This is a genomic window from Flavobacterium sp. (assembly GCF_031411595.1).
In the GTDB taxonomy this organism is placed as follows: Bacteria; Bacteroidota; Bacteroidia; order Flavobacteriales; family Flavobacteriaceae; genus Flavobacterium.
On the sequence record NZ_JANOBI010000045.1, the window covers coordinates 1 to 24,459 of the forward strand.

The 24,459-nt window shown below is 36.5% G+C and carries 19 protein-coding genes and 1 pseudogene; 10 read left to right on the forward strand and 10 right to left on the reverse strand.

Going from position 1 to position 24,459, the window contains the following annotated elements:
- On the reverse strand, positions 1 to 696 hold a 696-nt coding region (locus RMO03_RS10775; protein WP_309642111.1), incomplete at its 3' end, for a DUF4397 domain-containing protein.
- Positions 697 to 988: 292 nt separating this feature from the next.
- On the opposite strand from RMO03_RS10775, the gene RMO03_RS10780 reads away from it, so the two are divergent.
- The gene (locus RMO03_RS10780; RefSeq protein WP_309642112.1) at positions 989 to 1,732 is read left to right on the forward strand and encodes a M15 family metallopeptidase; all 744 of its coding nucleotides are present in this window, start codon (positions 989 to 991) and stop codon (positions 1,730 to 1,732) included.
- Here RMO03_RS10780 and RMO03_RS10785 read toward each other — a convergent pair.
- The 7 genes from RMO03_RS10785 to tsaD are packed head-to-tail and all read right to left on the reverse strand — an operon-like array spanning position 1,729 to position 8,789.
- Complete coding sequence (locus RMO03_RS10785) at positions 1,729 to 2,304, reverse strand: hypothetical protein (protein ID WP_309642113.1); 576 nt, start codon at positions 2,302 to 2,304, stop codon at positions 1,729 to 1,731. The genes RMO03_RS10780 and RMO03_RS10785 overlap by 4 nt on opposite strands.
- A 4-nt stretch (positions 2,305 to 2,308) precedes the next feature.
- On the reverse strand, positions 2,309 to 3,490 hold the full coding sequence (locus tag RMO03_RS10790) for a THUMP-like domain-containing protein (RefSeq protein WP_309642114.1): 1,182 nt from the start codon (positions 3,488 to 3,490) through the stop codon (positions 2,309 to 2,311).
- 2 nt (positions 3,491 to 3,492) lie between these two features.
- Positions 3,493 to 4,581, reverse strand: coding sequence for an AI-2E family transporter (locus RMO03_RS10795; RefSeq protein WP_309642115.1), 1,089 nt, complete (start codon positions 4,579 to 4,581; stop codon positions 3,493 to 3,495).
- Between the two features lie 10 nt (positions 4,582 to 4,591).
- The gene (locus tag RMO03_RS10800; RefSeq protein ID WP_309642116.1) at positions 4,592 to 5,230 is read right to left on the reverse strand and encodes a DUF4159 domain-containing protein; all 639 of its coding nucleotides are present in this window, start codon (positions 5,228 to 5,230) and stop codon (positions 4,592 to 4,594) included.
- A gap of 16 nt (positions 5,231 to 5,246) precedes the next feature.
- The gene (locus RMO03_RS10805) at positions 5,247 to 7,013 is read right to left on the reverse strand and encodes a T9SS type A sorting domain-containing protein (protein ID WP_309642117.1); all 1,767 of its coding nucleotides are present in this window, start codon (positions 7,011 to 7,013) and stop codon (positions 5,247 to 5,249) included.
- Between the two features lie 41 nt (positions 7,014 to 7,054).
- On the reverse strand, positions 7,055 to 7,765 hold the full coding sequence (locus RMO03_RS10810; protein ID WP_309642118.1) for a 16S rRNA (uracil(1498)-N(3))-methyltransferase: 711 nt from the start codon (positions 7,763 to 7,765) through the stop codon (positions 7,055 to 7,057).
- Between the two features lies 1 nt (position 7,766).
- Entirely contained in the window at positions 7,767 to 8,789 is a 1,023-nt protein-coding gene (gene tsaD / locus RMO03_RS10815; RefSeq protein WP_309642119.1) for a tRNA (adenosine(37)-N6)-threonylcarbamoyltransferase complex transferase subunit TsaD, read from the reverse strand.
- Positions 8,790 to 8,999: 210 nt separating this feature from the next.
- On the opposite strand from tsaD, the gene RMO03_RS10820 reads away from it, so the two are divergent.
- The 5 genes from RMO03_RS10820 to RMO03_RS10840 all read left to right on the forward strand — a co-directional run bounded on the left by RMO03_RS10820 (position 9,000) and on the right by RMO03_RS10840 (position 17,284).
- On the forward strand, positions 9,000 to 13,439 hold the full coding sequence (locus RMO03_RS10820) for a translocation/assembly module TamB domain-containing protein (protein ID WP_309642129.1): 4,440 nt from the start codon (positions 9,000 to 9,002) through the stop codon (positions 13,437 to 13,439).
- A gap of 205 nt (positions 13,440 to 13,644) precedes the next feature.
- Entirely contained in the window at positions 13,645 to 14,631 is a 987-nt protein-coding gene (gene pfkA / locus RMO03_RS10825) for a 6-phosphofructokinase (RefSeq protein ID WP_309642120.1), read from the forward strand.
- 100 nt (positions 14,632 to 14,731) lie between these two features.
- On the forward strand, positions 14,732 to 15,736 hold the full coding sequence (gene gap, locus RMO03_RS10830) for a type I glyceraldehyde-3-phosphate dehydrogenase (RefSeq protein WP_309642121.1): 1,005 nt from the start codon (positions 14,732 to 14,734) through the stop codon (positions 15,734 to 15,736).
- 243 nt (positions 15,737 to 15,979) lie between these two features.
- A complete protein-coding gene (locus tag RMO03_RS10835) occupies positions 15,980 to 16,831 on the forward strand; it encodes a BadF/BadG/BcrA/BcrD ATPase family protein (protein ID WP_309642122.1) in 852 nt (283 codons plus the stop codon).
- Between the two features lie 81 nt (positions 16,832 to 16,912).
- Positions 16,913 to 17,284, forward strand: coding sequence for a methylglyoxal synthase (locus RMO03_RS10840; protein WP_309642123.1), 372 nt, complete (start codon positions 16,913 to 16,915; stop codon positions 17,282 to 17,284).
- 129 nt (positions 17,285 to 17,413) lie between these two features.
- Here RMO03_RS10840 and RMO03_RS10845 read toward each other — a convergent pair whose 3' ends face one another.
- Together RMO03_RS10845 and RMO03_RS10850 are read right to left on the reverse strand one after the other, a co-directional pair.
- Positions 17,414 to 17,797, reverse strand: a complete 384-nt coding sequence (locus RMO03_RS10845) for a RidA family protein (protein WP_309642124.1) — start codon at positions 17,795 to 17,797, stop codon at positions 17,414 to 17,416.
- 23 nt (positions 17,798 to 17,820) lie between these two features.
- Positions 17,821 to 20,544, reverse strand: a complete 2,724-nt coding sequence (locus RMO03_RS10850) for a putative LPS assembly protein LptD (RefSeq protein WP_309642125.1) — start codon at positions 20,542 to 20,544, stop codon at positions 17,821 to 17,823.
- A gap of 86 nt (positions 20,545 to 20,630) precedes the next feature.
- Between RMO03_RS10850 and RMO03_RS10855 the strand changes: the two genes are divergently transcribed.
- The 4 genes and pseudogenes from RMO03_RS10855 to RMO03_RS10870 all read left to right on the forward strand — a co-directional run.
- Positions 20,631 to 21,782: an N-acetylmuramoyl-L-alanine amidase gene (locus RMO03_RS10855; protein WP_309642126.1), complete on the forward strand. Its 1,152-nt coding sequence runs from the start codon at positions 20,631 to 20,633 to the stop codon at positions 21,780 to 21,782.
- A gap of 48 nt (positions 21,783 to 21,830) precedes the next feature.
- Positions 21,831 to 22,787: an MlaD family protein gene (locus RMO03_RS10860; protein ID WP_309642127.1), complete on the forward strand. Its 957-nt coding sequence runs from the start codon at positions 21,831 to 21,833 to the stop codon at positions 22,785 to 22,787.
- A 12-nt stretch (positions 22,788 to 22,799) separates the two neighbouring features.
- On the forward strand, positions 22,800 to 24,134 hold the full coding sequence (locus tag RMO03_RS10865) for a (Fe-S)-binding protein (RefSeq protein WP_309642128.1): 1,335 nt from the start codon (positions 22,800 to 22,802) through the stop codon (positions 24,132 to 24,134).
- 86 nt (positions 24,135 to 24,220) lie between these two features.
- Positions 24,221 to 24,459: pseudogene (locus tag RMO03_RS10870) on the forward strand (phosphoheptose isomerase); the annotation flags it as partial.

The following is a 24,459-nucleotide window of genomic DNA, read 5'->3' on the forward strand; positions in this document are numbered from 1 at the left end:
AGCTGGTCCATTGCTGTTATTTGCAGGATTCAAAAAACCACTGGCAACAACAGTTAATGCTTGTCCTTGCAAACTCAATGTTGCTAAAGGAGCTGCATAGGTTGCTACTACTACTGTTCCTGTTGCATCTCTTACATCCAACGTATAATTAGCTGTTGGCAATTCTAGATAATCAGCAGTGAAGTTTGGATAAGAAATATCATTCACAATAGTTCCTGCCGGAATACTAGTTTCAACAACATCTACTGTTGGTGCATCGGTAGATCCATGATTTACTAATACATCTGTGTTTGCAACATTCGAAGCAGATTCTCTTCCTTGTGCAAAAACAGACAATCCAAAAGGTTGAGTTGGCGTATAACCAGTAGGACTTACAATACCATTGGCTATAACCACATAAGTTTCTCCAGCAGTTAGTGTAGGTGTGATGTTGTAAATACTTTGAGCAACCGAAGTACTGGTGCTTGGCGCAATGTCGATCTGAATAGGAACTCCGGCTGGTGCATCAATAAAAGGAGTTGCGGTTCTAAATTTGAAATTGTCAAGCAATAGTGTGCCATTTAAATACACATCTACAAATTCTGCTGCAGCATCTGCTGAGTTGTGAATGACTTGAACGCGAGCAGTTTGTGAAAAGATAGTATTACTAAATAGTAATAAAAATCCCAATCTTAAATAGTTTGTAATTTTTTTCATGATAGTGTTTTTTTAGTTTGAAATAAAATTAGTTTAAACTTTTGAACAAAAGATTAAACAATAATAATTTTTATATTTTTTTAACTACTGTTAAGCCAATGAATTTTTGTTGACTTAAGAACGCTTCTTTGAAGTATTATATTTATACACTACTTGCTTATTAATGAGAGCATTACTATTGATTTTGAAGTTGATTTTCATCAAACAATTATTAATAAAACGATATTGACATGGTTTTTTTGATGCTTAATTAATCGATAATATTATGTTACTTTACATAAATTAATATGAAATGAATTTCAAACTTTTTATATCCATACCGATAACTTCATTCTTATTTGTCTCATGTGTTGCACAGCAATCATTAGCTCCAAAAGAAACTAAAGCCATCAACATCGAAACTAGAATTAATGAAAACAAAATAGCAGAAGCGAATGTATCGTCTATTGCCAAAGAAATATCATTTATAAAAAAAGATGAAATCGTTAATGACAGTACTTTCGTAAACCTCAAAGACTACAGTTCCGATTTTGTTTACAATATGAAATATGCGACCGCCGATAATTTCCTAAAAACGAAAGTCTACGATTGTGAAGCTTGCTATTTGCGATACAAAACTGTCAAAGCGCTCATCAAAGCCAACGAAAAATTCATGAAGAAAGGCTATAAAATGATGCTTTTCGATTGCTATCGACCATTGGACATTCAGAAGAAAATGTGGCAAATTGTTTCCAATCCGAATTATGTAGCCGATCCGAAGAAAGGTTCGATTCACAATAGAGGCGGAGCAGTAGATATTAGTTTAGTAGATAGTAATGGAAAGGAACTAGACATGGGAACGCCATTTGATTTCTTCGGCATTGAAGCCAGTCATGATTATGAAAATCTATCGGATGAAGTCAAAGAAAACCGAAGAACATTGCGCAAAATTATGACGCGTTCGGGTTTTAAAATCTTTGAAAGCGAGTGGTGGCATTACAATTTAAAAAATGCCAAAAAAGAAAACATCTCTAACTTTAAATGGAAATGCGATTAATTTTTATCTTCGAGGCAATGGATATAGTTCATGAAGTAACTATCCGGTTCGTATAATGAGCCATCCAATTCTGACTTTATTGCTTTTCTGATAATAAAATCAGCCACATCTGTAGCATATTTTACTCGAATTAATGAAGCAGTAGATTTTTTCAATTCTTCATATTCGCCTTTTCTGAACATAAAATATCCGGTCAATACGCGGTTGTTCATGCCTTTGTCATCGCGAACCAACGAACCGCAACTTTCTTGATCGATATGAAACAAAGTCACAATTTTACTATTATCCAACTGAATATACAATCTCGAATTCTTATCAAAACATTTTGCTTTGATGAAGTTATTGCTTTTTTCGAGAAACTGAACATTCAAAATTGGCGTGCCGTCAGAAATCACAATCGAAGTAAAAACATAACTCGAATTTCCGGCGAAGTTTTTTTCATACATCAAATACTCTTTCGTGGCTTTATAACTTCCAATCGAATCAACAACATTGGTGGTGAAGTCACAAGGTTTTTGGGCGAAAGTTGAAGTTGTCAATAAGAAAATGATACTAATAATAAGGTATTTCATGTGGCTATTCAATTTTGGCGCAAAGTAAAACTATTTTGCGATTATTCATATCGGTTGTAAAAAAACAATATTGGTTTCCGCCTTCCTTTATTTTCCATTTTTTGCGAATGTCATCCACCGAATCAGGAAAATTTCTTGTGGTGACGTTGGCTTTTGTACCTTCAAGAAAAGTCTTCATATCACTTTTTTGATACGCAATGCATTGTTCGATTTTGAAAATTCTTCCCGGAAAATCTTTGATAACATCAGCAGTATAAAGTTGAGAATGCGGATGCAGTTTATCCAAATCGAATTGAAAACCAACTTCGTTAAATCCGCCTGACTTCATAATGGCAGCGTTGGGTTCGTATAAATAGGTTTTTGGTAAACTATAATTAATGTTTGCTTGATTTTTTTTTAATGTAAATAGAAAATGTTCGGGCTGCTCTTTCTTCAAATTAACGGTAACAATTGCTATCACTCCAACATAATCTTTAGAAATTTCCCAAAGCAATTCTTTGACTTCATTATCAACGGCAACGATGTGAATTTTCTTGACATTTTTCAATTCATTTAAACCAGCTGTAATATCGAGTATTGGCGCCGTTTTAATCAAAATATTATCTGAATATTGAAAGTAAAAATCCATTAAATCAACTACATTCGGCAAACAATCTTTGAGCATAAATACCTTGCCTTTGTTGTCATTGCGTCGCGATGGGTCGATGTAAATCCAATCAAAACGGGTATTGATTTTTTTTAAAATATCAAAACTATCACCGGCAAAACAGTCACAATTTTGAATATTTAATTTATTGAAATTATGCTTTACAATAACTGATAGATCTTCATTCATTTCACAATGAACCACCGTTTTAAATTGCTTGGAAAAGTAATAATCATCAACGCCAAAACCACCGGTTAAATCGATGATGGAATTTCCTGAAATCAAAGAAACTTTGTAGGCTGCGGTTTTTTCAGAAGAAGTTTGCTCAATAGAAATCTTGGTTGGATAAAGAATGTCATCCGTTGCAAACCAAGTCGGCAATTTGTCTTTTGCTTTTTGCCTGCAAGCGATTTGTTCGATTACCAGCCGCCAATCAACATTCGGAAACGGATTTTTTTGCAACGCCAATGTCACCAAAGAAGCTTCAGTATTGGCTCTGATGAATGTTTGAATTTCAAATGGAAGTAAAGAAAATGGCAACGCTAAATGTTTTTAGTGAGCAATTGGATGATGATATTTTCAGGAAAAAATTCCTTGCCAATCACTTTAAGAATGGTGTAAAACGGCACCGCGATAATCATACCTACAATACCAAAAAGAAAGCCTGCCATGAGGATGACGAGGAATATTTCGAGCGGATGTGAACTCACACTTTTCGAAAATATGAAAGGTTGCGAAACGTTATTGTCGATGATTTGAACGATGCAAAACCCAATCAAAACGTATATTGTTGTGGGTAGTGTTTCGGTTTGAAAATCGTTTCCTAAATTATTAATCATCGTCAATATCGCGGCTAAAATCGTGGCGATGATTGGTCCGATATAAGGTACAATATTCAACACACCACAAAGAAACGCAATGACGATAGCATTTTCTACACCGAAAATCAGCAAAACGATAAGATACAAAAGGAACACGATAAACAATTGAATCAATAATCCAATAAAATAGCGCGACAGCAAATGATTGATTTTATCAAGAGAATTTAAAATTTTATCTTCATGATTATCGGGAATCAATTTTTTAGCACCATTAATAAACAGTCTCCTATCATTTAAAAAGAAAAAAGTGATAAACAAAACCGACGCTAAACCCATTCCGAAACTGCTAATGGTTTCGACTAAAGTGTTTAAGAAATTGGGGATGAAATCGATGTTGAGGGTAGATGCGGCTTTTTGATCTTGAATAATGCGTTTGGCATCAATATGATGGTTTTCTAAAAAGGCAACCATTTGATTCATCAATTCTAAAATGCTTCTTTCTATTTCCGTCGTATTTAAAAGCGATAAATTTTGACCTTGATCAATAATCAGTGGAATGAACAATAGCATAAATCCAACGATAATCAATACAAAGAAAAGCACTGTGAATACCGTTGCTAAAGTGTGTTTGAATTTCAATCGTTTCTTTAAAAAATCTAAAATCGGGTTTCCAATTAATGTCAATATCAATGCGACCATCAAATAAATAATAACCATCTGTATGGCATACAAAAACCAAAGCGACACAGCAATAGCCACAACAATTCCTAATGCTCTGAGTATTCCGTTGGCTATGATTTTTGAGGTCATTGTTTTGAAATTAATTGTTGAAAATATAATTTAAAATATTCGCACCCATTTTCAATGCTTTTAAACGCACTTCTTCAGGATCGTGATGTACTTCTGCGTCTTCCCAACCATCGCCTAAATCAGTTTCGTAAGTGTATAAAAGTACCAATCTTTGTTCGACAAAAATCCCAAAAGCTTGCGGTCGTTTACCATCATGCTCATGAATTTTTGGAACACCATTAGGAAAAGGAAACGGTTTTTGAAAAATCGGATGGCTTGCCGGAAGTTCAACCAATTCGGCATTAGGCATTAATTTTTTGATTTCTTTTCTAATAAATTCGTCCATGCCGTAATTGTCATCAATATGCAGAAAACCGCCTGAAGTCAAGTAGTTTCGCAAGTTAATCACATCGGCATCGCTAAAAACAACATTGCCGTGTCCGGTCATGTGTACAAATGGATACGACAATAAATCTGGACTGCTTGGTTCGACCAAAGCTGGTTTCGATTTAATTCGAGTGTTGATGTTCTGGTTGCTGAATTTAATTAAATTGGGTAAAGAAGTTGGATTCGCATACCAATCGCCGCCGCCACTGTATTTAAGCAATGCAATTTCTTGGGCAGAACAAAGGCTGTGAATCAATAATAGGAGAATCCAACTTTTTTTCATTGGGTATTGTATGCTTTTAGTTTTTAATAATTTTTAAAGTACTGCTTTCTTTTTGAGTATTCAATTTCAAAAAGTAAACACCTGTATTGAATGATGCTGTATTAATCTGCAATTCCTTTTGATCGGGGTTTAAATGAAGGATTTGTTGCCCAATTGCATTGTAAATCACAATCGATTTCAAATTTTCTTTAGCATTGATGGTAAGCATTTCATCCACCGGATTCGGATACACAGAAAATGAGTTTGCACTGAATGATTCGTTGCTTAAAACAAGATTAGTAGTCACGGCAAATCGATTTGAGTTGGTGCTTCTGTTGCTTTCACAACCGCTGACAGTTTGCGTTACGTAATAAGTTGTGTCGTCTTGCAATAAGGTTGTATTTGGTAGCGTATTACCACCAATGGCTGCATCGTACCAAATAAGATTTTCTCCAGAGATGATTAAATCGGCTAAGGTTTGTCCGGCAGTAAAATTTTGAGATGGTGCTCCGGTTGGTGCTGTTACAGTAGGAATGATGGTAAGTTCAAACGGTTTAATATAATGACAACCGGTGAACACTACTTCTTGTATGCTTGCATAAATGGTTTTGTTTTCCGTGAATGAATAAGCAATTGGATTGGTAATGTAATTATTAGTTATGTTTTGTGCATCCAATAAATTATCATAATAAGCGATTTCATAATCTTGTGGATTTAATGCTCCTAAAATAATATTGGTGTTGCTTGTTAAATCGACCGTATATACAAATGGTGATTCTGTACATACACTTAAATCAACAGGCGAATTTAAACCCGGATCAGGCGCAACTAAATCACTTATGATATTGGATTGTAAAACTGTTGAAGTAGTGCAATTTGCAATAGCCATACTCACATTATAAGATTCGTTTCCACTTGGACAGACAGTAATGAAGTCAGCAGTTTCAGTCGGCAACAAAACGCCATCTCTATACCATGAAAAAGTAACTGGAATGTCGGAGCCGTTGGGCGAAATTTGCCATTCTTCATTGGTAGTCGCCCAAGTTCCTGTATTTCTTCCTGGTGGCGTTAAAGCTACTGTACCGGCTTGATTCTGAATTCCTATTAAGCCTGAACCTGAGTTCCAAGAGGTGCATGCAGTTCTGCTTTTTACAAGAATATCGATGATATTGGTCGTTTCATGTATGACGATTTGGGAAGTTTGCAATCCGATTGAAGTATTGCATTGATACATCGGCAATTCATTAAAATTGACAACAAAAACCCTATTAGGGGCCATATTTACGCCAGTATCCAATACATAATAATTTACATTTTGCAAACTCGGATTGGTTACCGGAGGCGATTGAATATTGCTGTCCTGATATACGCCATAAATTGCGTTTCGAATCGGGAAATTAGTATTGGGAATGGTTTGCGTAAAGGGCCAGGCGCAATAATCTAATGGATGATTATTCGTTAAATCAAAAGTAATTAACCCATTGGTTCCTACTAAAACTGAGTTGTAGCAATTACCATAAAAATTGAATGAAAAAGGCAAAACAAACTCAGGAGACCAATAGTCATCACCACTAGGTGGAATCACTGTGCCCCCAACAAAAGGAAATGTAGGATTATAAGGAACACTACTGATAACATAATCTGTAGTAGATTTAATTGTCGAATGATTCGTAATTAATGTGGTACATTGGTCAGGAGCACAAACAACAGATGGAGTTTCAATAGTAATATGAGCTAACGGTGTTTGAGCAACAGCCATTAAACTAATTCCAAATAACTGAATCGTGAGATAGAGGTTTTTCATTTTTTTCATTTTAATTTTAAAAGGGTAATATTACAATTAATTTATGAATTTTCATTCAAAAAAACAACGCTGTGACAAGCAACAATTGCAGCAGTTTCAGTTCTTAATCTGGTGTTTCCCAACGAAACAGGTACGAATTTTTTATCGAGTGCCAATTCAATTTCTTTCGATGAAAAATCGCCTTCAGGCCCAATAAGAATTGTAAGGTTGGTATTGGGTTCTAACAATTCTTTTAATAGTTTTTTGTTGGTTTCTTCACAATGCGCGATGAATAACATTCCTTCATTTTTCATTTTGATGAAGTCCTTGAAAGCCACAACTTCATTCAGTTTTGGTAAATAATACTGATTAGATTGTTTCATTGCCGAAGTCACAATTTTATCAAATCGGTCTATTTTGATTTGCTTGCGCTCGGAATGATCACAGATAATCGGTGTGATTTCTGAAACGCCGATTTCGGTAGCTTTTTCTAAAAACCATTCAAAACGATCATTCATTTTGGTTGGCGCAACGGCTAGGTGCAAATGAAATTTCGGCGTAGGTGCTTTTTCAAAACCAACGATTTTTACCGTGCATTTGGTATCAATGGCTAAGACAATTTCTGTTTTAAATAAAAAACCTAAACCATTAGTAACAAACAGTATATCACCATCTTTTTTTCGAAGTACTTTAACAATATGTTTGCTTTCTTCTTTATCAAAAGTAAAGTCGATGGTAGCTTCGTCGATGTTGGGATTGTAGAATAATTGCATATTAAAATGTGGTTCTCGCTTTCGAAACCACTGCTGATGTTTCGAAATTTTCGATTAGATATTTTTGATAACCAACGATGCCAATCATAGCAGCATTATCGGTGGTGTATTCAAATTTTGGAATGTAGGTTTTCCAACCATACTTGGCTTCAGCTTCTTTCAATGTTTTTCGAATACCCGAATTGGCTGAAACACCACCGCCAATGGCAATCTGTTGAATTCCGGTTTCTTTGACCGCAAGTTTTAATTTATCCATCAAAATCTCGATAATCGTATGCTGAATGGAAGCGCAAATGTCGGCTAAGTTTTCTTCAATAAAATTAGGGTTTTCACTTACTCTTTTTTGAATGAAATATAAAATCGCTGTCTTCAATCCTGAAAAACTAAAATCCAAATGTGGTGCTTTGGGTTTCGTAAATGCAAATGCTTTTGGGTTTCCTTGCTGTGCATACTTGTCAACCAACGGTCCGCCCGGATAAGGCAGCCCGAGTATTTTAGCGCTTTTATCAAAAGCTTCTCCTACAGCATCATCAGTGGTTTCTCCAATGATTTCCATATCGAAAAAATCATTGACTTTTACGATTTGTGTATGACCGCCCGAAATCGTCAAAGCCAAAAATGGAAAGGTGGGTTTGTCAAAATTGTCTTCGTCTATGAAGTGCGCCAGAATATGCGCTTGCATGTGATTGACCGCAATTAATGGAATTTGCAATGCAATCGCCATCGATTTGGCAAATGAACTCCCAACCAACAACGAACCCATCAAACCCGGACCTTGCGTAAAAGCAATCGCCGACAATTGTTCTTTAGTGATATTGGCTTTTTTGAGTGCCGCATCAATTACTGGCACGATATTTAGTTGGTGCGCACGCGAAGCCAATTCAGGAACCACGCCACCAAATTCGTTATGTATAAGCTGATTGGCAACAACATTTGACAGCACTTTGTCGTTTTGAAGTACAGCCGCTGCCGTATCGTCGCAGGAACTTTCAATCGCTAAAATAAAAACACTGTTTTGAGGCATAAATACGCGCAAATTTTGATTTATATTTGACTAAATGCTCCAAAAATATGCTATTTTTACAGCGCTGACAAAATTAGCCTTTTTTATCAATGGAATTGTTTTCCATAAGTTAAATAAATTGATTTTAAAATTAAGTAAAAGCCCATTCTTATAAAAAGAGCACGCAAAATAATAGTTCGTTTTATTCTGCTACTAATACTATTGATACTAGTGCTTGGTATTGCTTTAACGTTACCGGTTGTTCAAACCAAAATTGCGCATTATGTGACGGAAAGACTCAACAAAGAATACAAAACAGATATTAAAGTTGACCAAATTTCAGTAACTGCTTTCGGTATTGTTAAATTAAAAAAAGTATTGATTAAAGACCACCACAAAGACACTTTAATCTATGCCAATCGCATTAACACCAATCTTTTAGATTTAAAAAGAATGACTTCGGGCGATTTGATTTTCGGAAACTTACGAATCAATAGCATGTTGGTGAACATGAAAACCTACAAAGGTGAAAAGGAAACCAACCTCGATAAATTTATTGCTGCTTTTGATACCGGCACACCTTCCACACACAAATTCCTGCTCACAGCCAATACCGTATATCTCGAACAAAGCCATTTTATTTTAACTGACGAAAATCGTGTAGTGCCAAAAGATGTCGATTTCACAAGGCTTAACGCCACAGTTAGCGATTTTAAAATTCATGGCCCCGATGTGACAACGGTGATTGAAAAAATGTCTTTTCAAGATCATCGCGGCTTGTTTGTTAAAAATTTGCAATCGAAATTCACGTACACCAAATCGCATATTCTGCTCAATGAATTGGATGTGATTACGAACCATTCGCTTTTTAAAGGCAATGTGGCTTTAAATTATAAGCGCGAAGATTTCCATGATTTCAATAACAAAGTACGCTTTGATATCGACATCGATCAAGCTTCATTGTCAACCAATGATATTCGGTTTTTCTATAAGGAAATGGGAAAAGATCAAAATTTTACTTTGAAAGCCCATGTCACCGGAACTTTGAACGATCTGACGGCGCGGAAAATGAGCTTGATTGATAGTAAGAATACACAGATTGTTGGCGACGTCAATTTTAAAAATCTTTTTGGAACCAGCACTCAGCCGTTTTATATGAATGGGAATTTCAAGAAAGTAGCTTCCAATTATGACAATTTGGTGAAACTACTTCCGAGTGTTTTGGGTACAAAATTACCAACATCACTAAAAAAAATCGGACAGTTCGAAATCCGTGGAAAAGCCCAAGTTACGGTTAAAACCATTATTGCCGATTTTTATATGACGACTGCATTGGGCAACATTCAGTCGAATTTGAAGATGAGCAATATCGATCATATCGACGACGCGCAATACAAAGGCAATATCATTCTCGAAGAATTTAATGTTGGTGCATTTTTAGGAAGAAAAGATGTTGAGAAAGTTTCTTTAAACATTGATGTTGATGGCAAAGGATTCAAACAGAAAAATCTGAATACTACGTTTTCTGGCGATGTTTATAAATTGAAATACAACGGTTATACTTATTCCAAAGTCATTGTTGATGGTAATTTTAAAAATCCGGTTTTCAAAGGAAAAGTGTTTATCAATGATCCGAATTTGTTTTTAGATTTCAATGGTTCGGTTAATTTGAGCAAAAAAGAGATTGCCTATAATTTCGAAACCAAAATCGATTATGCGAATTTGCACAAGCTTAATTTTGTGAAGAAAGATTCGATTGCTGTTTTTAAAGGCGACATCAAAGTCAATGTTTCCGGAAACACCTTAGACGATTTGAAAGGCGATGTGCATTTTGCCGCTACGTCTTACCACAACAACAAAGACAATTATTATTTTGAAGATTTCTCGGTCAATTCGAGTTTCGATGCGGATAATGTTAGAACCATTGCGATTCAATCGCCCGATATTATTGAAGGGAAAATCGTCGGCAAGTTTGAAGTCAATTCGTTAAGAAAAATGCTTGAGAATTCTGCTGGAAGTTTATACGCAAATTACAGTCGAAACCCCGTCAAAAAAGGGCAATACCTCAAATTCGATTTTACGATATACAACAAAATCGTAGAGGTTTTTTATCCCGGCATAGAAATCGGAAAAAACACCAGATTTCGGGGTAATATCGATTCGGATACCGATGATTTTAAGTTCAATTTTTCATCGCCTAAAATCACGGCGTATGACAATTCTTTCGACAATATTAAAGTTGATATCGACAATAAAAACCCATTATACAACACTTATATCGCTTTAGACAGCATCAAAACCAAGCATTACAAAGTCCGAGATTTTAGTTTGATTAACATCACAACAAAAGATACTTTATTTCTGCGCACCGAGTTTAAAGGCGGCGATGTTGGGCAAGATGCGTACAGTTTGAATTTATACCATACGATTGATGCACAAAAGCAAAACGTAGTTGGCATCCAGAAATCGGAATTGAAATTCAATGATTTCTTGTGGTATCTTAATGAAAAAGATAGCCCTGATAACAAAATTGTTTTCGATAAAAAGTTCAAAAATTTCAATATTGAAGATATTATTCTGTCGCATGACAACCAGAAAGTGAGGTTGTATGGCGTGCTGAAAGACAAAACTTATAAAGATTTGAATTTGAGTTTCAATCAAGTGCAATTGGATCGGTTGCTGCCTCGAATTGATAAGTTTAAAATGAATGGCAATTTGAATGGACAAATCAATTTGAAACAAAACAATTCGATTTATCAGCCAACATCGACTTTAAAAATAGACAGTTTAAAAGTGAATGATATTGCTTTAGGCAAAATGAATTTGGATATCAAAGGCGATGAAAACTTTCAAAAATTCTATCTGGATTCTTCGATTGAAAATGAAAATGTAGCGGCTTTTGAAGCTGAAGGCAGTATTGAAATTGTGGATCAAAAAACCAAATTGGATTTGGATTTGAATTTTGATAAATTTAATTTGGGTGTATTGAGTTCACTCGGCGGTGGCGTCATTTCTAACATTCGCGGATTCGCATCAGGAAGGGCTAATATTGGTGGTGATGTAGATGATTTGGATATCAATGGGCGACTTTTTGTGGATCAAGCCGGTTTGGGAATTCCGTACCTCAATGTCGATTATAAAATTGATGACCAAACTATTGTGGATGTTACTGAAAAGAAATTCATCATTCGAAATGCCAACATTGTTGATACAAAATACAATACCAAAGGGAAATTATACGGTACTATTGGGCATACTAATTTCTCAGATTGGCGATTGGATTTGAATTTAAATTCCAAAAGAATACTGGCTTTAGATACAAAAGACAGTGAAGACGCTGCCTATTTTGGCACTGCATTCATGGATGGCGAAGCTACGATTACCGGCCCAATCAGCAATTTATTCATTAAGGTTGATGGTAAATCAGAAAAAGGAACGAGTATTAAAATTCCGATTAACGATGCGGAAGCTACAGGCGATAATAATTATATTCATTTTACAACAGCCAATGAAAAGTTCAACATTAAGAAAGGAATTGCAGAAACGAAGAAGAACAGTAATGGTGTTGAACTCGAGTTCAATTTCGATATTACTTCAGATGCAGAAGTTGAAATTATTCTAGACCGAAATTCAGGACACGGCATGAAAGGCCGAGGTTTTGGTTCGTTGCTTTTTAAGATTAATACGTTAGGGAAATTTAATATGTGGGGCGATTTTCAAGCTTATGAAGGAACTTATAACTTCAAGTATGGCGGTATTATCAACAAATTATTTACGATTAAAAAAGGCGGTTCCGTAACATGGGAAGGCGACCCGATGCGTGCCAATCTGAACCTCGAAGCGGTTTATAAAACATCGGCAAATCCAGCCGTTTTAATAGAAAATCCTTCGTTCAACAAAAAAGTAGATGTAGAAGTAGTCATTGGTTTGAAAGGAAATTTAAGCAATCCAAACCCTGATTTCAATATCAATTTTCCAACAGTAAGTTCGGTTTTAAAATCGGAAATTCAAACCAAATTGGATGATAAAGATGTGCGTCAGAAGCAAGCATTGATACTACTTTCAACCGGTAGTTTCCTTAGTGTTGATGGATTGAGTCAAACTTCGCTTTACAATAATTTGTATGAAAAAGTGGGCGATATTTTTGGGTCAATATTGAACGACAATGAAGACAAGATTCAAGTAGGTGTCGATCTTGTTTCTGCCGACAGAAATCCAGGTCGTGAAACCGACGGTCGAGTAGGATTGACCGTTACAACAAAAATTAGTGACAGAATCAGTATCAACGGTAAATTCGGAGTTCCTGTTGGTGGCGTTAGCGAATCGACTATTGTGGGTGACGTTGAAGTGCAATATCGCGTCAACCAAGACGGAACTTTAAACCTTCGTATGTTCAACAAGGAAAACGATATCAATTATATAGGACAAGGTATCGGTTACACCCAAGGTTTAGGATTAAACTATCAAGTCGATTTTACCACATTCAAACAACTGCTCGGTAAGATTTTCAAGAATCAAAAAATTGAAATTGTGAAAAAGCCTGTCAAAGAGGTTTCCGATTCTGACATGGTTCCGGAATACATTCAATTTGTCGATAAGAAAGACGACAAGAAAGAAAAGAAACCCGAACCTGAAAAACACAATGACCAAGCAGTTCCAACGGATGATTAATTTTTAATAAACCGCAAATTCGCTGATTTTAGATTTTTTTTTTTAAATCTGTGAATCTGCGGTTTAGTTTTTAATCAACTTGAATCAAAAAGATTAAAAACTTATTAACGAAATCGTTTGAAATTCACGAATCTTATCAAACTAATAAAAACACTGCGTTATAAATGGTAGATGTTTGCTAATTTTACATTTTAAATGTAAAAAAATGACTAAAACCATAAAAAAGATCGGTGTACTAACTTCAGGTGGTGATTCGCCCGGAATGAATGCTGCAATTCGTTCAGTCGTAAGAACTTGTGCTTATCACAATGTAGAATGTATAGGAATCTACAGAGGATACCAAGGTATGATTGAAGGCGATTTCAAAGAAATGGGTCCACGAAGCGTAAACAATATCGTCAATAAAGGCGGAACGATTTTAAAATCAGCCCGCTCGAAAGAATTTATGACGGCTGAAGGTCGAAAAAAAGCCCACGAAAATTTAGTGGCTGCCGGTGTCGATGCGTTAGTAGTTATTGGTGGAGACGGAAGTTTTACGGGTGCAGAGATTTTCAACAACGAATATAATTTTCCTGTAATGGGAATTCCAGGAACGATTGATAATGATATTTTCGGAACCAGCCACACTTTAGGTTACGACACCGCACTCAACACAGTCGTTGAAGTCATCGATAAGATTCGAGATACAGCCAGTTCACACAACCGCCTATTTTTTGTAGAAGTTATGGGCCGCGATGCAGGACATATTGCACTCAACGCCGGAATCGGAGCTGGAGCAGAAGAAATCCTAATACCCGAAGAAGATTTAGGATTGGATCGATTACTGGATTCTTTGAAAAAAAGTAAAGCTTCAGGAAAATCCTCAAGTATTGTAGTGATTGCTGAAGGCGATAAAATCGGTAAAAACGTATTTGAACTCAAAGATTACGTCGATGCTAATTTGCCTGAATACGACGTACGTGTTTCTGTTCTTGGACACATGCAACGCGGTGGCGCACCTTCTTGCTTCGACAGGGTTTTGGCGAGCCGATTGGGTGTCAAAGCCGTAGAATCTTTACTAGAAGGCAAATCAAACTATATGGTCGGGTTGATGAGCGATAAAGTAGCGTTAACGCCATTAGAGCAAGCCATTAAAGGTCATACTGAAATAGATCGTGAACTGTTGAGAGTTTCCGATATCATGTCAACTTAATCAATTAAGAATTAAAAATTACGAATTACGAATTACGAATTACAAATTAAAAATTAATCGGTATAAAGCAAATAGCTTTCAGCCTAAAGCAAATTAAAAAATGTCAAAAGTAAAATTAGGAATCAACGGTTTTGGAAGAATAGGTAGAATTGTTTTTAGAGAAACATTCAACAGAGATAATGTAGAAGTAGTAGCCATCAACGATTTACTCGACGTAGATCACTTAGCTTACTTATTAAAATACGATTCTGTTCACGGAAGATTCAACGGAACGGTAGAAGTCAAAGAAGGAAAACTATACGTCAACGGAAGAAACATCCGCATCACTGCTGAACGCGATCCATCAACACTCAAGTGGGATGAAGTAGGAGCAGAAGTCGTAGCCGATTGCACCGGAATTTTCACCACATTAGAGATGGCCCAAGCACACATCAAAGGTGGCGCAAAAAAAGTAGTCATTTCAGCACCATCAGCCGATGCGCCTATGTTTGTTATGGGTGTCAATCACTTAAAAGCAACCGCTGCTGATACCATCGTTTCAAACGCATCATGCACCACAAACTGTTTAGCACCATTGGCCAAAGTTATTCACGATAATTTCGGAATCGTAGAAGCATTAATGACTACAGTTCACGCAACAACATCAACACAAATGGTCGCTGACGGACCATCTAAAAAAGACTGGAGAGGCGGACGCGCGGCAAGTGTCAACATCATTCCATCATCTACAGGTGCTGCGAAAGCAGTCGGAAAAGTAATCCCTGAACTCGACGGAAAATTAACAGGAATGTCTTTCCGTGTACCAACCATCGATGTTTCCGTAGTCGATATGACCGTAAAAGTAGCCAAAGAAACTACCTACGCAGAAATCATGAAAGTTTTGAAAAACGCTTCCGAAACCGATTACAAAGGTATTATCGGATACACCGAAGACGACGTAGTGTCTCAAGATTTCGTTTCTGATTCAAGAACATCCATCATCGATGCGAAAGCCGGAATTGGTCTGAACTCAACGTTTTTCAAAATCGTATCATGGTACGATAATGAATACGGTTATTCAAGCAAACTAATCGATTTATCCGTGCACATTGCAGGGTTAAAATAATATAGTACATTTACAAAGTCCCGTTATTTTCTAATGGGACTTCTATTTTTAGGAGCTATTTCCCGCTTTCCACTAAATCTTTTCCCGTCTGGCAGCAGCCGGAAAAAGGATACCGTTGCAATCGGGGCTAGGCAACAGACTATAAGATTGTAAGATTTTAAGATCGCATGATTGAATCTTCCAATCTGAAATTCAACAATTATAATCCTAAGATCTTACAGTCTTAAAATCTAATAATCTAATATGAAACTACTCGTAGATAGCGGTTCCACCAAAGCCGATTGGATTGCCATTGATGACCATGGCAAAGTATTATTCACTACACAAACACTTGGACTCAATCCAGAAGTTTTGTCGAAAGAAGAAATCATCAGCCGTCTCGATGACAAGTTTGATATTTCGCATAACAAAGACAAAGCAACCAATTTGTTCTTTTACGGCGCCGGTTGTGGTACCGACAGAATGAAAAATTTCCTAACCAAAGTGTTCGAAGAATATTTTAAAAATGCAGCAATTTCTGTACACGAAGATACTTACGCAGCAGTTTACGCTACCACACCAAAAAATGAAGAAGCCATTGTTTGCATTCTAGGAACCGGTTCCAATTGCAGTTATTTCGACGGAAAAGTATTGCATCAAAAAGTACAATCTTTAGGCTACATTGCCATGGATGATTGTTCAGGCAATCGATTCGGGCGTCATTTATTACGCGGTTATTACTTCAATAAAATGCCAGCAGATTTGGCAAAAGAATTCGAAGAAGAATACAACATTGAACCGGATTATGTGAAAAATAATTTATACAAAGAACCGAATCCGAATGCTTATCTGGCAACTTTTGCAAAATTTCTAATCAAACATAAAGACACGGAATTCTGCAGAAAATACATTGTAGCAGAAATGGAAGACTTTGTAGAAAACTACATCAAACAATTTGATAATTGCACAGAAATTCCGGTGCATTTCGTAGGTTCGATTGCATTTTACCTCAAAGACGAACTCGAAGAAGTATTACACAAGCACAAAATCAAAATAGGAAACGTATTGCGAAGACCAATTGATGGTTTGATTGCGTATCACATTTTGAATAAATAATATCTCGCAAAGACGCAAAGGCGCAAAAAATATTTAATCCAACTTTGCGACTCAGCGTCTTTGCAAGCAAAAAATAAAATCATGGAAATCGCCATCATAGCCCACGACCGTATGAAAGCCGATATGGTTCAGTTTTTAAACAGAAACAAAGACTTATTACTTCGTGAAAACATCAAACTTATAGCCACAGGAACTACTGGCGGGCAAGCCGAAAATGCAGGTTTTAAAGTCAAAAAAATGCTTTCGGGTCCGATGGGAGGCGATGCTCAAATTGCTGCGAGAGTAGCGGAAGGCAAAACGAAAATGGTGTTGTTTTTTAAAGACCCCAATTCAAGTCACCCGCACGAAGTAGATATTAACATGCTGATTCGCGTTTGTGATGTGCATAATATTCCTTTGGCGACTAATGAAGCTACGGCACAATTGCTGTTGTTGGGAATGGATAAAATCTAACTGTTGTAGGTTGTAAGTTGACTCTCGAAACAACTAGATGAAATCATTCAATAAAAAAAGCGGTTCCATTTTGAAACCGCTTTTCCATTTATATTAAAGCGTAATCTACAACTTACAACCAACAACTTTTTACTTCATCGCCATCATAGCAATCTCGATATTGACGAATTTTGGCAAAGCTGCCACTTGAACCGTTTCTCTTGCAGGAGCGGTTTCTTCGTTAAAATACTTTCCATACACCGCATTGATTCTGGCGAAATCATTCATATTAGTAATGAAAATGGTCGTTTTATAAACGTTTTGAAAAGTCATATTGGCGGCTTCTAAAAGCGCTTTTAAATTCTGCATGACTTGTTCGGTTTCGGCTTCGATGTTGTCTAAAACCAATTCCATCGTTGCAGGATTTAAAGCAATTTGCCCCGAAGTATATAAAGTATTTCCAACCAAAACCGCTTGACTATAGGGTCCAATTGGTGCCGGAGCTTTGTCAGTGTAGATGATTTTCTTATCCATAATTATTAATTATTTATTATTCATTACCTCAAAACCCTATCTGGTACAGTTCGTTTTTCCCACTTAATATCACTGAGCACACTCGATTTAATTCCAATAAAGAAACTCCAATAGGCATTGGTTCCGAACGGTGTCCAACTGAAATCCATGCGCCAACTCATCAAATCACGTTCGAAACGGAATTGTGTAAAAGTGACGCCTTTCTGCACGAAATCATATCCCGAAGAAACACCCATTTTCCAATTTTTCGATAATTCTGTATTGAGTGACATCATCAACGAATTGCCCGAAATTTCCTTTTCTCTTTTGATATTGGTGTAGGTGAGTTGGTACGCAAAATTGATATCCCAAGGCAAATCATACTTGAAGAAACCTTTGAAATCATCTTTTTCTTCATCTTCATCAGTACCAAATTGACTCTGTCGTCGATCGCTAAAATCGGTATTGGTTCCGAATAAATCATCCTCACGGCCGCCATTACGAAGTCCTTGATCGTTTTTATTTTTGGTTTTATCGTCACCGTCTTTACTTGACAACGAATAATTTAAGGTCATATTGGCGCTGGTCATTCTGAATAAACTGCCACCATTGTCGATGTTGTATTTTTGAAAAGTACGCCCCGAATTATCAATAGCATACGGATTTAAAGTCATTCCAAAATTGACATTCATCTTATTCTTGAACAAAACAGTTCCGCCGCTAACGCGCAAAGGCGACCAATTTAGTGAATCGGCAGTAATGTCATAACTCGTAGAGAAATTCAAATTATTGAGCAACATCACTTTCTTAGGTTCGGTTTTCGTAGTGTCTTTATCAGTGACTTTGGCTTCAAAAGTATTGCTTAAACTAAAACCAACGTTGCTCGATAAATTTTTACCCGGCGCTCCAAAAATTCCTTGTTCAAATCGCGTGTATTCTTTGACCATTGTTCCACTGCCGTCAGCGGCGTAAGTATCGTAATACTGCTTGAAACTTGGCGTATAACTGTACGAAACCGATGGGCGCATCACATGGCGAATGGCTTGAATTTTTTTGGTATCTCCAAATTTAAATGTACCATAAATTGTTGTTCCCAAACTCGAAGAAAACGAATAGGTTCTAAAAGCATCAAATTTGTTGACTTCGGTTATAACATCCTTATTGGTCAAGGCATCAAAGCTTTTTCGGATGGTTTTTAAATACCAAACTTCTTCATAATTCATCGAAGTAGTGGCGCTGAAATATTTAAATATTTTGAAATTCGTGCTCAACGGAATCGTATGTTGAAATCCGACTTTAGCATCTTTAAACATTTCGGGCTTGAAGAACAAAGAATCGGTGGTAGCAATTCTGTTTTCGCCTTTCAAATTGTACTGCAAGTTGATGTTTTTGAAAGCTCCTTTCTTAATACCTTCTTTTGGAGCAAAAGGAAAAACACGGTCAACACTCAATTGCAGTGTTGGTAAGGTCATGTTGATTTGCTCGGTATTGGTGTTTTGTGAATGGGTTGCCGTTAGTGAAAGATTGACTTGTGGAACGGAATTGAATGTTCGGGAATACGACACTGATGAACTCAACGTATTATTCAAATTTGAGCCTACATTGAGCTGACTTGCAGACTGTCGGAAATATTTACTACTCCCAAAGTTAACAGATGCTGAGAACCGCGAATTGGGACTTGCCTTTCCATCTTGCGAATGCGACCATTGGATATTATAGATGTTGGTTTTCGAATAATCAGGAAAACCACGCTCGCTGTTGATTAAATTTTCGAAACGAACATTAAAATTACCTCTAAACTTATACCGTTGCGCATAACTCGATTCGAATCGTGTGGCGTAACTTCCATTAGTATAATAATCTACTAAAACCGCCAAGTCATAATACTTGCTCAACGCCAAATAATAACCTCCATTTTGCAAAGAATAGCCACGGTCATTGTTGTCATTAAACGTTGGAATTATCAATCCAGATTGACTGGTTTCTGTCATTGGAAAAAATGCAAAAGGCAAGGCAAGTGGCGTGGGTACGTTTTCTATAACCATGTTGGTTAAACCCGTTACGACTTTTTTACCGGGAACAAATTTCAATCGACTGGTTCTAAAATAATACTCCGGATCTTCAATGTCTTTGGCTGTTGTAAAGCGGGCATTTTTTAGAAAGTAAACAGAATCATTGACTCTTTTTGAAACTTCAGCTTTGACTTTAAATTCACCTTGATCGGTTCTCGAGTTCCAAATCAAGGCTTTTTTGGTTTTGTAATTAAATCGAATCGAATCAGGTTCTACGACATTCGCTCCTTGTTTGAAATTCGGATATTGTGTGTAAACTCCTGCCGAATCCTTTATTCTTCCGGCATACACTTCATTTTTTTCGTAATTGAAGACAATAATTCCGGCTTTCAATTCTATATCCTGATAATACAATTCCGCTTTGTCATATAATGTAATCAGCTTTTTCTTCTGATCGAGCTTGGCATACTTTTCAGCTTTGTATTTTATTTTACTTTCAAGAAAAGCTTTTTTAGGTTTGATAGTATCGTTCTTGATGGTATCACCAATTTTCGTAAGGTCGTTAATGTTGATGGAAGTGCTGTCGATTTGCTTTTTTGCGGGTACAGCAATCGATTGATTATTTAATTCTTGAGAATAATTTTTGGAGATTCCAATTGTTAGGAAAAATGCTGAAAAAACGATATGAAATAAGTTTGTATGCAAAGGTTTTAATGCTATTTTTGTAAAAATATGGCTTAATTTTTGACGCGCCAAACTTAATGATTATTTTTCGTCAAAAATAAGTAAATAACAAAAGTAAACCTTCAGGGTTTTCATAAAAATTAACTTTATTTCTTACTATGAGTAAATTACATAAAATCAAGCATTTATTACTTTTTTTGACGTTTATTGCTTCTTTTTCAGCCTTTAGTCAATCCAATTCAAAATTCAAAGTTACGCTCGATGCCGGTCATGGTGCGCATGATTTCGGTGCCGTTTATCATGGTCATATCGAGAAAAATATTACACTAGCCATCGTTTTGAAAGTCGGTAAAATACTTGAGGCCAATCCCAATATTGATGTTAATTACACTCGTAAAAACGACACTTTCATCGAATTGGTAGAACGTTCAAGTATTGCCAACCGCGCCGATGCTAACATATTCGTATCGATTCATTGCAATGCCAACAAAAATACCGCAGCTTGTGGTAGTGAAACTTACGTAATGGGTTTGAATAAAAACGCATCGAATCTGGCGATTGCAAAAAGTGAGAATGCTGTAATTACGTTAGAGAAAGACTACAAACAAAAATACGAAGGTTTCGATCCTAACAATCCAAGTTCGATGATTGGAATCACATTGATGCAAGAAGAATACATCGAAAACAGTATTTCATTGGCGAGTAAAATTCAAGATCAATTTAGCGGTATCAACAAAAAAACGCGAGGCGTAAAGCAAGCACCATTTATGGTTTTGCACAAGGCCTACATGCCAAGAGTATTGATTGAAACCGGATTTATATCCAACCCCGAAGAAGGTGCTCTGCTGGATTCTGAAGATGGACAACAAGAAATAGCACAAGCCATTGCCAATGCGATTGTGAGTTATAAAAAAGAATATTTCGGTAGCAATAGCAATGATGTCATAGAAAAACCGTCCAAAAAAATGGCGCAAGAGCCGGTGAAAGAAATCACACCAACTGTTGTAAAAAACGAATCTATTGTTGAAAAAGAACAACCCAATCCGGCGATTCCAATGATCGTGTTTAAAGTACAACTTGCTGCCGCCGTCAAAAAAATAGAGCTGATTCCATCCAATTTTAAAGGCTTGAGAAACGTTGAGTCGACTACCGATAACGGGCAATTATACAAATACACTTACGGCGAAACTTCCGATTATGAAGTGGCCAAGAAGAACTTAGAAGAAGCCAAATCAAAAGGCTATACATCGGCTTACTTGGTTGCGTTTAAAGATGGTAAAAAAATCAGCGTTCAAGAAGCCTTGAAATAAAGCTGAAGATGTTAATATTTATTTTAAATTTGCCTAAATATCAAGATTTTGAAAATTACTAGAGAAATTAAAACTGCCATACTCGTTATTGCGTCCATTTTATTATTTATTTGGGGTTATAGCTTTTTAAAAGGAAGAGATCTTCTGACATCGTACAAAATTTTTTATGTAGAATATGATAATGTGGAAGGCCTTACTACATCGGCTCCGGTAACATTAAATGGACTCGTAATCGGCAAAGTCAATGAAATTAAATTCTCTAACAATTCAGGAAAATTACAAGTCGAATTGCAAATCAAATCTGATTTCCCAATTTCAAAATCGAGTGTCGCAACCATCTATGATTCCGGCTTAATTGGCGGCAAACAAATCATGATTGTTCCGAATCTTAAGGATCAGGAAATGGCGGTTTCGGGAACCAGATTGCCAAGCGGTGTCAAGTTAGGTTTGACTGATTTACTCGCTGATAAACTAGCACCGTTACAAGTCAAACTTGATAAAGTTTTAGGGAATGCAGATCAAATGCTCACCGGAATCAACAACGTTCTCGATAAAAAAAGCCAAACGGATTTGAAAAATGCCTTATCAGAATTAAGCCAAACCATTGCGGAATTTCACAAAGCTTCAGAAAATGTCAATGGTATGTTAGCCGATAACAAAACCAACATCAATGGCATTGTAACCGATTTTCATAAAGTATCCAGTAATTTTTCCGCGATTTCGGATTCATTAAAACAAGCCAATTTGGGTAAAACCGCTAAAGATTTGCAAGTCACTTTGAAACGAGTCGATGATATTATGGCTGGTTTAAATTCAGGAAAAGGCACCGCAGGGAAAATGCTTAAAGACGATGCTTTGTATAATAACCTATCCCAAACTTCTAAAGAATTGGAATTGTTATTACAAGATTTGCGTTTGAATCCAACGCGATACGTTAATGTTTCGCTGTTTGGAAAGAAAAACAAACCTTATGTCGCGCCTGCAGAAGCTTCAGATAAAAAATAAACGCCATCGATTATGAACTATTTAGACAATATTTTATTTGCGATTCTGCTAACAGTTGGAGTTGGATATTTTGTAATGAATGTCAAAAAAATCATTCGCAATATCAATTTAGGTCAAGATATCAACCGTTCCGATCGCGCTTCAGAGCGTTGGGCCAACATGGCATTGATTGCTTTAGGTCAATCGAAAATGGTCAAACGTCCGATTGCTGGTGTATTGCATATTGTTGTTTATCTAGGTTTTGTCATCATCAACCTTGAAGTTTTAGAAATCATCATCGACGGATTGTTCGGAACGCATCGTGTTTTTTCGTTCTTGGGAATGTTCTACGATGTATTGATAGGTTCATTCGAAGTTTTAGCTTTATTGGTTTTGATAGCGGTTATTGTGTTTTTAATTCGAAGAAATATCATTAAAATCAAACGTTTTGTAAGCTCTGATTTAAAAGGCTGGCCCAAAAGCGACGCCAATTACATTCTTTATTTTGAAATCGTTTTGATGTCATTATTTCTGTTGATGAATGCATCCGATTACCATTTACAAAACGTTTCCGGTGGTTTTGGACATTACAATCAAGCCGGAGCATTTCCGATTTCACAATACATCGCACCCATATTTGATAGCATGAATAATTCATTGGTAGCATTACTAGAACGCGCTTTTTGGTGGATTCACATCACAGGAATATTAGTGTTTTTGAATTATTTATACTTCTCAAAACATTTGCACATCTTATTGGCTTTCCCCAATACGTATTACGCCGATTTAAACCCAAAAGGGCAATTCGACAATTTAGCATCAGTAACTGCTGAAGTTAAACTCATGATGGATCCAAACGTCGATCCTTATGCAACACCAGTTGTAGATGAAAATGCTGCGCCAAGCAAATTTGGAGCGAGTGATGTTCAAGATCTAAATTGGGTGCAATTGCTCAATGCTTACACATGCACAGAATGTGGTCGATGCACGTCTTCATGCCCGGCGAATCAAACCGGAAAGAAATTGTCGCCGCGTAAAATCATGATGGATACGCGAGACCGATTGCAAGAAGTGGGAAAAAATATCGACGCCAATAAAGGGGTTTTCATTCCCGACAACAAATCATTACTCAACGATTACATTACCCCAGAAGAGTTATGGGCGTGTACATCTTGCAATGCTTGCGTTGAAGAATGCCCGGTCAATATCAGCCCGCTTTCTATTATTATGGATATGCGACGCTATTTAGTGATGGAACAAAGTGCAGCACCCATGTCATTAAATGCAATGATGACCAATATCGAAAACAACGGAGCGCCATGGCAATACAACCAACAAGACCGATTGAACTGGAAAAACGAAAATTAATAATCATAAAATAAAAATTCTCTTATAGGTGAGGTTAAGGGTGTTTTTAATCAATTGTAACAAATTAAATTAGAAACAAAACGAAAATGAAAACAGAAGATTTAGACAAGCAGTTAATTGCTGCTACAGAAAATGGACATACAATTAGTCCAATTCTACCGGAGGGAATTAAGAATTATTTGATTGATATCGATGGAACCGTATGCGATGATATTCCGAACGAAGAGCCGGAAAGAATGTTAACAGCGGACGTTTATCCAGATGCTTTGGTAACACTAAATAAATGGTACGACGAAGGACACATAATATTCTTTTTTACCTCACG